The sequence below is a fragment of the Bradyrhizobium erythrophlei genome, from assembly GCF_900129425.1.
Classification (GTDB): domain Bacteria; phylum Pseudomonadota; class Alphaproteobacteria; order Rhizobiales; family Xanthobacteraceae; genus Bradyrhizobium; species Bradyrhizobium erythrophlei_C.
The window spans coordinates 6,652,172-6,665,375 of the sequence record NZ_LT670817.1 but is presented as its reverse complement, the minus strand read 5'-3'; the positions used below and the strand labels follow the sequence as shown (position 1 = coordinate 6,665,375).

Here is a 13,204-nt window from a genome sequence, read left to right as displayed (position 1 = left end):
GACCAACATGCAGAACCATGGCCTTTCCGCCGAACAGATACGCGACTTCCGCGCGCTCGCCGCCGCGATCATCCCGCCGAGTCCGGCCTATGGCGTGCCCGGCGCCGACGATGAAACGATCTTCAATGACATCCTGGCGAGCCTTGAGCGCGATCGCGACGACATAGGTCGCGCACTGGTGCATCTGGCCACGCTCGCAGGTGGCGTCTTCGCGGACCTCGGCCCAGTGCGCCGCACGGAGGTGGCCGCGACTTTTCGCGAAGCTGGCGGTGCGCCGCTCGCCGCATTGGTCCGCGTGGTCCTGCTTTGCTACTACAGGGACGACCGGGTGATGCGCTCGCTCGGCCAGGAACCGCGCCCACCCTTCCCCAGGGGGCACGTCGTCGAACAGGGCGACTGGTCGCTGCTCGATCCGGTCCGTGTGCGGCCGCCGATGTACCGGCGGCCTGAGTAAACACAATCGCCGCAAGTTTTCGGGGATCGACTACGCATCGCGGGGCGGAAACACCAAAAATGGCGTGGGCCGGCCCACGCCATTTTTGAAAGTGAATGACGCGCGTCAGTTCGGTCAGTCGAACAGTCCGCGCGGCTGATACGGCCGCGGCGCGTAGACCTGCGGCGCATATTGCGGCGCGTAGCCGCGGCTGTCGTAATATTGCTGCTGCTGATAGACCTGCGTGTCGTAGAGACGGCGGCTGCTGCGCGGCGCGGGATAGCGCGCCACGTCCGAGCTGCCGTCGGCCGGATAGATGTAACCGTCGTCTGCCCGCTGCTGCGGCGCGTACTGGCCCGGCGCTGCCTGCTGCGGAGTGATCACCACGGGATCGCCGGCGGCGCTGTACTGCTGATCGTAGGGCTGCGTCGGATCGCGGCGGGCGACGGCGATATTGGGGCGGCTGCGCGGATTGCGCGCCAGCGCAATCTGGGATGAACCGGTAAGCGTCACGGTGGTGTTGAGCACGCCCTCCTGCTGCACAAGCGCGTATAACGTCGTGGCGTTGGCGCGCGACAGCCGCACGCAGCCGTGAGACACCGGCACACCGAGATGGCTTTCGGATTCGGTGCCGTGGATCGCGTGGCCGACCTTGGTGAAGAAGATCGAGTGCGGCATCGGCGCGTCGTCGAATTCCTTGGAGTAGTGATCTTCCTCCATCCGGAAGGTCTGGAAGGTACCGTTCGGCGTCTCGTGTGAGGGATTGCCGGTCGAGACCGGCCACTGGTAGCGCTGGACGCCGTCGACTGCGACGGTCATCATCTGCGCATTCTTGTCGACGGTGATGGAGATTTTGGCTTGCGCGGCGCCGGTGGCGAACAGCATCAGGCTAGCGACAGCAACGATAAAGGAACGCATCTTACTTTTGGCCTCCGGGCCTTGACTGCAGTGACGCTCACCGTCCCCGGCATCTATATGCCCGAAGTTCGGCTTTGGTTCCACCGGGCTCTTGGGCCATCGTCAATGCGCAGACGGGCGCTAACAAGGCAGGGGCGGGGCTTTATCCGGCGCGTCGCGTTATTCGTGCTGGACTCACCGCACCGGGCCGTCGCGAATTCGTCACGGCTGCGCAACCTTTTGGCCGCACCGGCGTTACACATGCCCGCCCCGCCGGCGCAATCGCAGCCGATCAAGAGGAATCCAGATGAAAACGACGACGAAGATCAAGACATCGGCGCTGCCGACCCGTTCGCCGGCCAGACTCTATCTTGCGGGTGTTGCGCTCGCTCTCGGCTTGCTGGCGATCCCCCATATCGGACATGCGCAGGGCATCGTGCGCGGCGCCCAGGAAGGTGCGTATGAAGGCAACCGGGCCGCCGGTCCGGTGGGCGGACTAGTTGGCGGCGCGGTCGGAGCCGGCGTCGGCGGTGCAGTGGGCGCCGTGGATGGCGTGCTCGGGATTCCCTATCGGGGTCACTATCGCTGCCGCGGCTTTTACGATCACCATCGTCGCTTCCACTGCTATCGGTAATCGATAGGCCGTCATTCCGGGGCGCGCGTTTACGCGAACCCGGAATGGCCCTTCGCATCAATTCTTCAGCCGGTAGCCGGTCTTGAAGATCCACCACACCACGACCATGCAGATAACGAGAAACATCAGCGTAATGCCGATGCTGACGCCGACGCTGACGTCGGCGATTTCATAAAAACTCCACCGGAAGCCGCTGATCAGGTAGACCACCGGATTGAGCAACGTGATGGTGCGCCAGCCCGACGGGAGCATGCTCACCGAGTAGAAGCTGCCGCCGAGGAAGGTCAACGGCGTCACTACCAGCATCGGGATCATCTGCAGCTTCTCGAATCCGTCGGCCCAGATCCCGATGATGAAGCCGAACAGGCTGAAGGTCACCGCCGTCAGCACCAGGAAGGTCAGCATCCAGAAGGGGTGGTGGATGTGCAGCGGCACGAACAGGCCGGCGGTGGCGAGGATAATCAGGCCGAGGATGATCGATTTGGTCGCGGCGGCGCCGACATAGCCGAGCACGATCTCGAAATAGGAGATCGGCGCCGACAGCAATTCGTAGATGGTGCCGACGAATTTCGGAAAATAGATCCCGAACGAGGCATTGGCGATGCTCTGCGTCAGCACCGACAGCATCACCAGCCCCGGCACGATGAAGGTGCCGTAGCTGACGCCTTGGACCGAGGTGATACGCGAGCCGATCGCCGCCCCGAACACCACGAAATACAGCGACGTCGAAACCACCGGCGACACGATGCTTTGCAGCAGCGTGCGCCAGGTGCGCGCCATTTCGAACAGATAGATCGCGCGGACTGCCCGGAAATTCATGGCGCCCTCACCAGACTGACGAAGATGTCTTCCAGCGAACTTTGGGTGGTGTCGAGATCGTAGAAGCGGATGCCGGCGCCGCGGAGGTCGCTCAGCAGGCTGGTGATGCCGGTGCGGTCGCCCTTGGTGTCGTAGGTGTAGATCACCTCGCAGCCCCCATCGGACAGTTCGAGATTGTAGTCCGCGAGCGCCGGGGGAATCGCATCGATCCGTCCCTGCAGGTGCAGCTTGAGCCGCTTCTTGCCGAGCTTCTGCATCAGGCCGGCCTTGTCCTCGACCAGGATGATCTCGCCCTTGTTGATGACGCCGATGCGGTCCGCCATCTCCTCGGCCTCCTCGATGTAATGCGTGGTGAGGATAATGGTGACCCCGGAGGCCTGCAGCGTCCGCACCACTTCCCACATGCCCTTGCGCAATTCGACGTCGACGCCCGCGGTCGGCTCGTCCAGAAACAGGATCTGCGGCTCGTGCGACAGCGCTTTCGCGATCATCACCCGGCGCTTCATGCCGCCGGACAGCGTGACGATCTTGGCGTCCTTCTTGTCCCACAGCGACAGGTCCTTCAGCACCTTTTCGATATGTGCCGGATTTTTCGGTTTGCCGAACAGGCCGCGGCTGAAGCTGACCGTGGCCCACACCGATTCGAAGGCGTCGGTGTGCAGCTCCTGCGGCACCAGCCCGATCATCGTGCGCGCCGCGCGATATTCCCCGTTGATATCGTGCCCGCCGACGGTGACGCGGCCTTCGCTCAGATTGGCGATGCCGCAGATAATGCTGATCAGCGTGGTCTTGCCGGCGCCGTTCGGCCCCAGCAGCGCGAAGATCTCGCCGCGGTTGATGTCAAGGCTGACGTTATTGAGCGCCTTGAAGCCGGATGCGTAGCTCTTCGACAGGTTCGAAACGGATATGATGGGAGGCATGGCGGGCGTGATAGCCTGAACAGGAAAAATGCGCGAGAGGGTAAGCGGCAATTCGGCCAGCTTAAGGCGGGAGAGGAGGCGAGCACTGACAGATAGGGAGGCTCAAGCCAGAGCGCAATCGCTGCGAGCCATATGACCAGGCTCGGACTGGCCCGCATTCAAGCCAGGCTCCCTATTCAGGCGAGGCTACCGCAAATCCAGGACTGTCCCGTATTCACCTGAAATAATCGAGGATGATATGCAGGTCGGATTGGCGGGCGGACCTCCCGTTCAGGTTCGCATCGATGACCCGTCGACAAATTTCGACGGTGGCATCGTCCCCGAGATCGTTCGCTGCCTCGAGAACGATCCAGACCGCATCCAGGGGGGTGTTCGACCCATCGGAGATGGTGCCCGGGCGTTCATGTGCTGCCGCGCCAAATGACATGGCGTTCATTGCCGATGTTCTCCAGCCAATTTTGGATCGGTCATCTCAATGCACCCCAAGCAGGGACGGCTGCCGCGAACCGGGATCGGCGGCCCCGGCATTCTTGCGAGACTTGTAGAATTCCAGAACGCTCCGGGAGGTCTCGACGTTGAGGCGGCCAAACTCGCTTTCCAGATCATTCAGATCCTTGGCGGTGATGCGGTGATCCTTGGCGCCAAGAAACAGCAACGACATGGTCGTCGCCCACGAAAAGTCGAGGGCTTTGCACAGAACCAGCAGCATTTCCCTGTTCCTGTCTACCAACGCACGTTCGATCACGTCGCCCGGCAACGCGCACAATAAGGACAGGCCGATCGTGATCTCGTCGAACTTATGGGATCGCGCGTAGCCGGATATACTGTTTTCGTTCAGGTTGCCCTGCTGATGCTGCGCCGTCACAAGACGCTTTGCGACAAAATAGCTTCTCGATACCGGGCCCAACTTCGACTGCAGCGCTCCCGCGACGTCCGTCACCGAGGTCTGGATTTGGCCGACCATGGCCGGGCGCTCGCGCTCCAGCCGCTTCTTCACGTCGTCCGACGCCTTTGCGATCAGTTGCTGGAAAAGCTGCCTGGGGATGTCCTCACGGAGGCCGAGTTGCTCGGCGAGAATGGAATCGCCTTCGGCCCGTTGGATCATGTGTAAAAAGCCGAAGTCCGAGAAACGCGCGCCATCATTTTTGGCGACCGAGTTCAAGACCTCCCGATCGCCGCGCGTCACGAGCACGTCGGTAACCGTTTCCTCGATCGACTTTCGTTTCGAGATCGCGAGCAAATGCGGCTGGCTTTTGGTGCAGACGTTGGCGACCAGGGCGGGAGTCTCGAGCCGCTCCGACTCCAGCAATACCGGGCCGGCGACATCGATCGAATCGTCAAAGGCCAGTTTATGGATGATGTTGACCGGGGCCTTGTCGAAGCGGGCCAGCCGCCTGGCAAGCTGCGCGCGGGCGGCAACCTCGATTTCATCGGCAAGCCGCCCGATCACCTCGCCAAAGGTCCATATCTCGTCATCGCTGTACCGGCCGGCGATCATCAAATCGGTGGTATGCCACAATGCCCGCAGGCGGCTTTCTTCGTTTCCCCGCAACACCGCGTCATCGAGGTCCCTTAAAAACGAACTTGCCTCACTCATTCCGCCCAACCTTAACTGCCAATACACCCGTGCCAAAGATTTCCACGTTGGCTCATAGCGCACACACCCGAGTTTTCGGTAAAAATGGAGGCTAAGTATTGGTTCTAAAAATTCGCTAAAATGCGGATGAGTTTATTGATTTCGCGGTCACAGTGCCCCAGGCGCCATCAAACACTCGATGTCACGCCCGCTCGACGAAACTATCGACCACCTTTTTCTCGCCGGCCTTTTCGAACGCGATGGTGAGCTTGTTGCCGTCGATCTTCACCACCTGGCCATAGCCGAACTTCTGGTGAAAAACGCGGTCGTCGAGGGAGAATTCCGAAATGGTGCCGGTGGATTTGGCGATCAGTTCGCCTTCGATGGTCATCGGGCCGCGCTTGCTGCGGGAGAAGCCGCCGGCCTCGCCGCGCGAGCCTGAGGCATCGCTGCGCGAGCCTGGGGCATCGCTGCGCGAGCCTGAGGCATCGCTGCGCGAGCCCGAAAATGGCGACTGGCTTTCATTGAAACCGCCGCCGGCCTGGCCGTTGCCGCCACGCTGGCCGCGCGCGCGGTTGGCCTGCGCGCGCTGCCAGCCCGGGGTCGTATAGCTCGAGCCGAACGATTCGACATTGTCGAAGCGCGAGGGGCCGTAACCGCTGCTGCCGCCCCAGCCCGAGCCGCCCTTAGACTCCGTAATCTCGACATTATGCGCCGGAAGTTCGTCGAGAAAGCGCGACGGGATCGTGGTCGACCAGGTGCCGTGAATTCGCCGGTTAGTCGCGAAGTAGAGCTTGGCGCGGCGGCGGGCGCGGGTCAGCCCGACATGGGCCAGACGGCGCTCTTCTTCCAGACCGGCGCGGCCCTGTTCGTCGAGCGTGCGCTGGCTCGGAAACAGGCCTTCCTCCCAGCCGGGCAGGAACACGTTGTCGAATTCCAGTCCCTTGGCCGAGTGCAGCGTCATCAGCGACACCGCATCGTCCTCGGCGCCGCCGTCGCGGTCCATCACCAGCGAGATGTGTTCGAGGAACCCTTGCAGGTTCTCGAATTCTTCCATCGAGCGCACCAGCTCCTTGAGGTTTTCCAGGCGTCCGGCGGCGTCGGCGGAACGATCCTTCTGCCACATTTCGGTGTAGCCGCTCTCGTCGAGCACGATCTCGGCCAGTTCGGTGTGCGAGGTTACCTCGCGTTGCGCGCGCCAGCGATCGAAATTGACGATGAGATCGCGCAGGGAGCCGCGCGCTTTCGGCTTCAGCTCGTCGGTCTCGACCACCGCGCGGGCAGCCTCGAACAGCGGAATGCGGCGCTTGCGGCCGTGGTCGTGCAGCATCTGCACGGAGGCGTCGCCGAGGCCGCGTTTCGGCACGTTGACGATGCGCTCGAAGGCGAGGTCGTCGGCCGGCGAGTTGATGACGCGCAAATACGCCAGCGCATCGCGGACTTCGGCGCGCTCGTAGAATCGGGGGCCGCCGATCACGCGATAGGGCAGGCCGAGCGTGACAAAACGATCTTCGAATTCGCGCATCTGGAACGAGGCCCGCACCAGGATCGCGATATCGTTGAGCTTGTGGCCGCCGCGCTGCAGTTCCTCGATCTCCTCGCCGATGGCACGGGCTTCCTCTTCGGAGTCCCAGGAGCCGGTCACGGTGACCTTTTCGCCGTCGACGTCCTCGGTGCGCAATGTCTTGCCGAGCCGTCCCTCATTATGCGCAATCAGATGCGAGGCGGCGGCCAGGATGTGGCCGGTGGAGCGGTAGTTGCGCTCCAGCCGGATCACCTTGGCGCCGGGAAAATCGTGTTCGAAGCGCAGGATGTTGTCGACCTCGGCGCCGCGCCAGCCATAGATCGACTGGTCGTCGTCGCCGACGCAGCAGATGTTTTTGGGTGGACTTTGCGCCGTCATTCCGGGATGCGCTGCAAGCGCAGACCCGGAATCCCGAGGAGAGTCCTCTTTATCTCCAGATTCCGGGTTCACGCCTTCGGCGTGCCCCGGAATGACGGGAGAGGCTGCGAGGCCGGGAATGACGGAGGATAGGGGCACGCCCGGCTTCGACGGCGCCTGCGCCAAGAGCCGCAGCCACAGATATTGTGCGACGTTGGTGTCCTGATATTCGTCGACCAGGATGAACTTGAAGCGGTGCTGGTATTGCCGGAGCACGTCGGGGTGTTCGCGGAACAGCCGGATGTTTTCCAGCAACAGATCGCCGAAATCGGCGGCGTTGAGGATCTTCAGCCGTTCCTGATAGGCCGCGTAGAGCTTGCCGCCCCGGCCGTTGCCGAACACGGCGGCTTCGCCCGGGGGCACCTGCGACGGCGTCAGCCCGCGATTCTTCCAGCCGTCGATCAGGCCGGCCAGCATGCGCGCCGGCCAGCGCTTGTCGTCGATGTTGTCGGCCGCCAGAAGCTGCTTCAACAGCCGGATCTGGTCGTCGACATCGAGCACGGTGAAATTCGACTTCAACTGCACCAGTTCGGCGTGGCTGCGCAGGATACGCCCGCCGATCGAGTGAAAGGTGCCGAGCCACGGCATGCCCTCGACCGCCTGGCCCAGCATCTGGCCGAGCCGCAGCTTCATCTCGCGCGCCGCCTTGTTGGTGAAGGTGACTGAGAGAATTTCGCCGGGTCGCGCGCGGCCCGTGCTGAGGATGTGGGCGATGCGGCAGGTCAGTACCCGGGTCTTGCCGGTGCCGGCCCCCGCCAGCACCAGAACCGGCCCGTCCAGCGTTTCCACCGCCTCGCGCTGCTCGGGATTGAGGCCGCTCAGATATTGCGGGGTCGCGGATGCCCGCGCACGCGCGGCGATGCCGCCAGCCGCGGGCTGGTGGTCGGGAACGCCTGAAAGGGTCAATCTGTTCGGCTCGGTCATGCGAATCGTCTTCCGCCCACGATGGCACCGTGGGGCCGTGAAGGGGAGCCTTCATAGCAGGATTGGACGGCATATAGGGGGTTTGCCGCGGATTTGACAGGACTTATCCCGTGGCGCAGCGGGCCGCATTTGGCACCCCCAGGCGGGATTTAGTTCCTTGCGCGGCCCGCCATTTTTGCGATTTCGGCGGTCGGAACCGCCCGGAACTTTTGTTCCGAGGCCGGATTGTTCCTGCAGTCGATGCGCGGCGAGGTCGGTCGCGCTGATATCGAAACAGAAAGTGGTAGCAGAGGTTGGTATCATGTTGAGCTGGGTCGTTACGTTTCTGGTCGTCGCGCTGATCGCCGGCATTCTGGGCTTTGGCGGCATCGCCGGAGCCTCCATCGAAATCGCCAAGACCATCTTCTTCATCGCGGTCGTGCTGTTTTTGGTCTCAGCCGTGGTCGGTCTGGCGCGCGGACGCACCCGCGTTTGACGCGATCGGATACGAGCCGCTACTTGGCGGGCATCGCGATTTTTCGTCCGATGCCCTCGGGCCGAGGAACTGCCGAGTGCGCCTTCGTGACCGCCTCGATGCGGGCGCGAATATCCGGTGGAAACGGCGCGGTCTTTCGCGCGGTCATGTCGACGTGGATGGTCATATTTTCCGACGTGGCGGACAGCCAGCCCTCGCCGGCGTGGCGTAATTCCTCGAACGTATGCAGCCGCTTTTCGTCCGCCGCAACCAGCAGGATCGACACCTGCACCGGATCGCCAAGATGGATTTCGCGCAAATATCGCACGTGGCATTCAGCGGTGAAGGTCGATCCCTTGCGTTCCCGCATGTAAGCCGGACCAATGCCGAGTTCGAGCCATAATTCGTCGATGGCGCGGTCGAACATCACGTTGTAATAGGCCATGTTGAGGTGGCCGTTATAGTCGATCCATTGCGGCTCGATCTGCATCACCGACGCCAGAAACGGCACGGGCCGGAGCAGCGCATCATTACCGGCGGCAAAGGTCGGCATCGCCCATCCCCGTTTGTTCGATTCTGGTCCCTTGACCCCTTATATATCCTTTGCCACGGTCGCCTCGAGCCGGGAGGATCTAGCTTGGGTATCACCATCACCAATCATTTGAAGCGTCCGGAGCCGCAGGCGCTGGCAAGCGCACTGCAAGCGCTCGCCGCGCGGTTCGGCAACCGGCTGATTACCTCGCAGGCGGTCCGCGACCAGCACGCCCATACCACGACCTGGCTGGCGCCGCAGCCGCCTGACGCGGTGGTGATGGCGCAGGAGACCTCGGACATCCAGGACGTGGTGCGGATTTGCGCCCGACATGGCGTCCCCGTGATTGCGTTCGGCACCGGCACCTCGCTGGAGGGGCAGGTCAACGCGCCCGCGGGCGGCATCTGCATCGACCTGCGCGACATGAACCAGGTGCTGGAAGTCCACGCCGAGGATCTCGACTGCGTGATCCAGCCCGGCGTCACCCGCAAGGCGCTGAACGAATACCTGCGCGACCAGGGCGTGTTCTTTCCGATCGATCCCGGCGCCGATGCCTCGCTCGGCGGCATGGCGTCGACCCGGGCCTCCGGCACCAATGCGGTGCGCTACGGCACCATGCGCGACAACGTGCTGGCGCTCAAGGTGGTGCGCGGCGACGGCGAGATCATCACGACCGGCACGCGGGCGAAGAAATCCTCGGCCGGCTACGACCTGACGCATCTGTTCGTCGGCGCCGAGGGCACGCTCGGTATTATCAGCGAACTCACCATCAAGCTGCGCGGCATTCCCGAGACCATCGCGGCCGCGGCCTGTTCGTTCGAGACCGTTCGCGGCGCCTGCCAGGCGACGATCATGGCGATCCAGACCGGCATTCCCGTCGCCCGCATCGAACTGCTCAACGCCGAGCAGGTGGCCGCCTGCAATTCCTATTCGAAACTGTCGCTGCCGGAGACCCCGCTGCTGCTCCTGGAATTTCACGGCAGCGAGAACGAGGTCGCCGAGCAGTCGAAGAATTTCAGCGAGATCGCCAAAGAATGTGGGGGCGGGGATTTCACCTGGACCACGCGGCCGGAGGATCGCACCAAGCTCTGGCAGGCGCGGCACGACGCCTATTGGTCGGTGAAAGCCTTGCGCCCCGGCGCCGGCGTGGTGGCGACCGATGTCTGCGTGCCGATTTCCCGGCTGGCCGATTGCGTGACCGAAACCGAAGCGGACCTGAAGCGCCTTAACCTGCAGTCGCCGATTGTCGGCCATGTCGGCGACGGCAACTTCCACTGCTCGCTGCTGTGCGATGTCGACGATCGTGACGAAATGGCGCGCGGCGAGGATTTCATGCATCGGCTGGTGGAGCGGGCGCAATCGATGGGCGGGACCTGCACCGGCGAACACGGCATCGGGCAGGGCAAGCAGAAATATCTCAAGGCCGAACTCGGCCCCGAGGCGATCGACGCGATGCGCGCGGTGAAGGCGGCGCTCGATCCGCAAAATATTTTCAATCCGGGAAAGATACTGCCGGCGGCGTAGCGGCTCGGAATCACAGAGGTCCCGACGGGCTGTCGATGCCGCGGGCGCCGTCAACCCGGCTGCAAGCCCTTCGACGTGAACACCGGCGCGGCCGTAGGGCCCGTCAGGAACTGGATCAGCGTCTTCGCCGCGCCCGGTGCCTTGCTGCCGGCGCCGATTCCGGCGGCGAAGGACGTCACGCTTCCGAGGTCTCCGGGTAGCGGTCCCACCAGTTGCGCGCCGGCGACGGGCACGATCTCCGAGGTTTGCCCGACGCCAATCTCGGCCTCGCCCTTCGCGACGACGTCGGCGGCCTGGGCGCCCGGCACCAGAATGGTCTTGGACTTCAACTGCTCGGCGATTCCCAGCCGGTCGATGACCTTGGCGAAAGCGACCCCGCTGGCGCCGCCCTTGGCCGGATCCGCGTAGACGATGGATTTGGCTTCGAGCAGCGAACGCTTCAGTGCATCGGCCGAACTGATGTCCGGCTTCGGCGCGCCGGCGCGTACCGCCACCGCCACCGCGGTGCCCGCGACATTGACGATGCTGCCGGGCGCCAACTTGTCCTGTTTTTGCAGGTCGTCCATCACCGGCCGCGACAGAATGATGACGTCGGCGGTTTCGCCGGCGAGGATGCGTTTCTTGATGTCGGCGATCAGGCTGTAGCCGATGTTGAGCTTGTTGCCGGTCGCGCGTTCGAATTGGGGCGCCAACTCGTCCATGGTCGACGTCAGCGCCACCGACGTCAGCACCTTGATCTCGGCAGGCTCCGCGACGGCCGCGTCGATCGCTGTGACCGACGCAAACAGCAATCCTGCCGCCATCGCCCCTGCAAACCTCAGCACAAATGCGCTCCCAGCCATGGTCATTCTCTCCCCGAAAGATTTGTCGTTGTTGTTGAAGGAGAGGGTAGCGGAGGAATTCGGCGCGGACAACCTCAGCTGCGCAGGCCGGGAGCCTCGTGGCCGGTGCGCGCCACGTACTCCGTGTAGCCGCCGCCATACTGGTGAATGCCTTTGGGCGTCAGTTCCAGCACCCGATTGGACAGTGCGGCCAGGAAATGCCGGTCGTGCGAGACGAACAGCATGGTGCCTTCGTATTGCGACAGCGCGGTGATGAGCATCTCCTTGGTCGCCATGTCCAGATGGTTGGTGGGCTCGTCCAGCACCAGGAAGTTCGGCGGGTCGAACAGCATCTTCGCCATCACCAGCCGGGCCTTCTCGCCGCCCGATAGCACCCGGCATTTCTTTTCCACGTCGTCGCCGGAGAATCCGAAGCAGCCGGCCAGCGCGCGCAGCGAGCCCTGTCCGGCCTGAGGGAATGAGTCCTCCAGCGACTCGAATACGGTGCGCTCGCCGTCCAAGAGATCCATGGCGTGCTGCGCGAAGTAGCCCATCTTGACGCTGCCGCCGAGCGCCACCGTGCCATCATCCGGTGGCGTGGAGCCCGCCACCAGTTTCAGCAGCGTCGACTTGCCGGCGCCGTTGATGCCCATGACGCACCAGCGCTCCCGGCGCCGCACCATGAAGTCCAGTCCCTCGTAAATACTTTTGCTGCCATAGCCCTTATGCACTTTCTTCAGGCTCACCACGTCCTCACCGGAGCGCGGCGCCGGCAAAAAGTCGAACTCGACCGTCTGGCGGCGCTTCGGCGGTTCCACCCTTTCGATCTTCTCCAGCTTCTTGACCCGGCTCTGCACCTGGGCGGCGTGCGAGGCGCGCGCCTTGAAGCGCTCGATGAACTTGATTTCCTTTGACAGCATCGCCTGCTGGCGCTCGAACTGAGCCTGCTGCTGCTTCTCGTTCAGCGCGCGCTGCTGCTCGTAGAACTCGTAATCGCCCGAATAGGTCGTCAGCGTGCCGCCATCGATCTCCACCACCTTGTTGATGATGCGGTTCATGAACTCGCGGTCGTGCGAGGTCATCAGCAGCGCGCCGTCGTAGCCCCTAAGGAACTGCTCCAGCCAGATCAGGCTCTCGAGGTCGAGATGGTTGCTTGGCTCGTCCAGCAGCATGGCGTCGGGGCGCATCAGCAGGATGCGGGCCAGCGCCACGCGCATCTTCCAACCGCCCGACAGCGCGCCGACGTCACCGTCCATCATCTCCTGGCTGAAGCTGAGGCCGGCGAGGACTTCGCGCGCCCGGCCCTCCAATGCGTAGCCGTCGAGCTCCTCGAAGCGCCCCTGCACCTCGCCGTAGCGCGCGATGATATCATCCATGTCATCCGCTTGATCCGGATCGCCCATGGCCGCCTCGAGCGTCTTCAATTCGGCAGCGACCGCGCTGACCGGACCGGCGCCGTCCATCACCTCGGATACCGCGCTGCGGCCAGACATCTCGCCGACGTCCTGGCTGAAATAGCCGATGGTGACGCCGCGATCGACGGCCACCTGGCCCTCGTCGGGCAACTCCTGGCCCGTGATCATTCGGAATAGTGTGGTTTTGCCGGCCCCGTTGGGACCGACGAGGCCGACCTTCTCGCCCTTCTGGAGCGCCGCCGACGCCTCGATGAAGAGGATCTGGTGACCAATTTGCTTGCTGACGTTGTCGAGACGAATCATGTGCACACGT

The 13,204-nt window shown here is 63.4% G+C and carries 13 protein-coding genes; 4 read left to right on the top strand and 9 right to left on the bottom strand.

The window, feature by feature from the left end; genetic code table 11:
- Positions 1–7: 7 nt before the first annotated feature.
- On the top strand, positions 8–454 hold the full coding sequence (locus B5527_RS31790; protein ID WP_079605027.1) for a hypothetical protein: 447 nt from the start codon (positions 8–10) through the stop codon (positions 452–454).
- 114 nt (positions 455–568) lie between these two features.
- Here the strand turns inward: B5527_RS31790 and B5527_RS31785 are convergent, their stop codons facing one another.
- Complete coding sequence (locus tag B5527_RS31785) at positions 569–1,351, bottom strand: L,D-transpeptidase (protein ID WP_079605026.1); 783 nt, start codon at positions 1,349–1,351, stop codon at positions 569–571.
- A 286-nt stretch (positions 1,352–1,637) separates the two neighbouring features.
- Here B5527_RS31785 and B5527_RS31780 point away from each other — a divergent pair, with 286 nt between their 5' ends.
- Positions 1,638–1,964 carry a hypothetical protein gene (locus B5527_RS31780; protein ID WP_079605025.1) on the top strand — a complete coding sequence of 109 codons (327 nt, stop codon included), beginning with the start codon at positions 1,638–1,640 and terminating at the stop codon, positions 1,962–1,964.
- Between the two features lie 57 nt (positions 1,965–2,021).
- On the opposite strand, the gene B5527_RS31775 is transcribed toward B5527_RS31780, so the two are convergent.
- The 5 genes from B5527_RS31775 to B5527_RS31755 all read right to left on the bottom strand — a co-directional run bounded on the left by B5527_RS31775 (position 2,022) and on the right by B5527_RS31755 (position 8,145).
- Complete coding sequence (locus tag B5527_RS31775) at positions 2,022–2,783, bottom strand: ABC transporter permease (RefSeq protein ID WP_079605024.1); 762 nt, start codon at positions 2,781–2,783, stop codon at positions 2,022–2,024.
- Positions 2,780–3,703, bottom strand: coding sequence for an ABC transporter ATP-binding protein (locus B5527_RS31770; protein WP_079605023.1), 924 nt, complete (start codon positions 3,701–3,703; stop codon positions 2,780–2,782). Before B5527_RS31770 ends, B5527_RS31775 begins: the two co-directional genes overlap by 4 nt.
- Positions 3,704–3,917: 214 nt before the next feature.
- Positions 3,918–4,139: a hypothetical protein gene (locus tag B5527_RS31765; RefSeq protein ID WP_079605022.1), complete on the bottom strand. Its 222-nt coding sequence runs from the start codon at positions 4,137–4,139 to the stop codon at positions 3,918–3,920.
- A 36-nt stretch (positions 4,140–4,175) separates the two neighbouring features.
- Complete coding sequence (locus B5527_RS31760; RefSeq protein ID WP_079605021.1) at positions 4,176–5,300, bottom strand: DUF2336 domain-containing protein; 1,125 nt, start codon at positions 5,298–5,300, stop codon at positions 4,176–4,178.
- 181 nt (positions 5,301–5,481) lie between these two features.
- Complete coding sequence (locus B5527_RS31755; protein WP_079605020.1) at positions 5,482–8,145, bottom strand: ATP-dependent helicase; 2,664 nt, start codon at positions 8,143–8,145, stop codon at positions 5,482–5,484.
- A 301-nt stretch (positions 8,146–8,446) separates the two neighbouring features.
- On the opposite strand from B5527_RS31755, the gene B5527_RS31750 reads away from it, so the two are divergent.
- Entirely contained in the window at positions 8,447–8,620 is a 174-nt protein-coding gene (locus B5527_RS31750) for a DUF1328 domain-containing protein (RefSeq protein ID WP_079605019.1), read from the top strand.
- A gap of 19 nt (positions 8,621–8,639) precedes the next feature.
- Here B5527_RS31750 and B5527_RS31745 read toward each other — a convergent pair whose 3' ends face one another.
- Positions 8,640–9,152: a thioesterase family protein gene (locus B5527_RS31745; RefSeq protein ID WP_079605018.1), complete on the bottom strand. Its 513-nt coding sequence runs from the start codon at positions 9,150–9,152 to the stop codon at positions 8,640–8,642.
- An 84-nt stretch (positions 9,153–9,236) separates the two neighbouring features.
- Between B5527_RS31745 and B5527_RS31740 the strand changes: the two genes are divergently transcribed.
- Positions 9,237–10,655 (top strand): FAD-binding oxidoreductase, encoded by a 1,419-nt coding sequence (locus B5527_RS31740; protein WP_079605017.1) that lies wholly within the window; start codon positions 9,237–9,239, stop codon positions 10,653–10,655.
- 50 nt (positions 10,656–10,705) lie between these two features.
- Here B5527_RS31740 and B5527_RS31735 read toward each other — a convergent pair whose 3' ends face one another.
- Positions 10,706–11,497 carry a molybdate ABC transporter substrate-binding protein gene (locus tag B5527_RS31735; RefSeq protein WP_172842732.1) on the bottom strand — a complete coding sequence of 264 codons (792 nt, stop codon included), beginning with the start codon at positions 11,495–11,497 and terminating at the stop codon, positions 10,706–10,708.
- A gap of 74 nt (positions 11,498–11,571) precedes the next feature.
- Positions 11,572–13,194: an ABC-F family ATP-binding cassette domain-containing protein gene (locus B5527_RS31730; RefSeq protein WP_079605015.1), complete on the bottom strand. Its 1,623-nt coding sequence runs from the start codon at positions 13,192–13,194 to the stop codon at positions 11,572–11,574.
- Between the last annotated feature and the right edge of the window lie 10 nt (positions 13,195–13,204).

Coding starts and splice junctions, on each gene's coding strand:
- B5527_RS31750 (WP_079605019.1), top strand. CDS start 8,447: ATGTTGAGCTGGGTCGTTACGTTTCTGGTCGTCGCGCTGATCGCCGGC.
- B5527_RS31770 (WP_079605023.1), bottom strand. CDS start 3,703: ATGCCTCCCATCATATCCGTTTCGAACCTGTCGAAGAGCTACGCATCC.
- B5527_RS31745 (WP_079605018.1), bottom strand. CDS start 9,152: ATGCCGACCTTTGCCGCCGGTAATGATGCGCTGCTCCGGCCCGTGCCG.
- B5527_RS31735 (WP_172842732.1), bottom strand. CDS start 11,497: ATGGCTGGGAGCGCATTTGTGCTGAGGTTTGCAGGGGCGATGGCGGCA.
- B5527_RS31765 (WP_079605022.1), bottom strand. CDS start 4,139: ATGAACGCCATGTCATTTGGCGCGGCAGCACATGAACGCCCGGGCACC.
- B5527_RS31730 (WP_079605015.1), bottom strand. CDS start 13,194: ATGATTCGTCTCGACAACGTCAGCAAGCAAATTGGTCACCAGATCCTC.
- B5527_RS31775 (WP_079605024.1), bottom strand. CDS start 2,783: ATGAATTTCCGGGCAGTCCGCGCGATCTATCTGTTCGAAATGGCGCGC.
- B5527_RS31760 (WP_079605021.1), bottom strand. CDS start 5,300: ATGAGTGAGGCAAGTTCGTTTTTAAGGGACCTCGATGACGCGGTGTTG.
- B5527_RS31790 (WP_079605027.1), top strand. CDS start 8: ATGCAGAACCATGGCCTTTCCGCCGAACAGATACGCGACTTCCGCGCG.
- B5527_RS31780 (WP_079605025.1), top strand. CDS start 1,638: ATGAAAACGACGACGAAGATCAAGACATCGGCGCTGCCGACCCGTTCG.
- B5527_RS31755 (WP_079605020.1), bottom strand. CDS start 8,145: ATGACCGAGCCGAACAGATTGACCCTTTCAGGCGTTCCCGACCACCAG.
- B5527_RS31785 (WP_079605026.1), bottom strand. CDS start 1,351: ATGCGTTCCTTTATCGTTGCTGTCGCTAGCCTGATGCTGTTCGCCACC.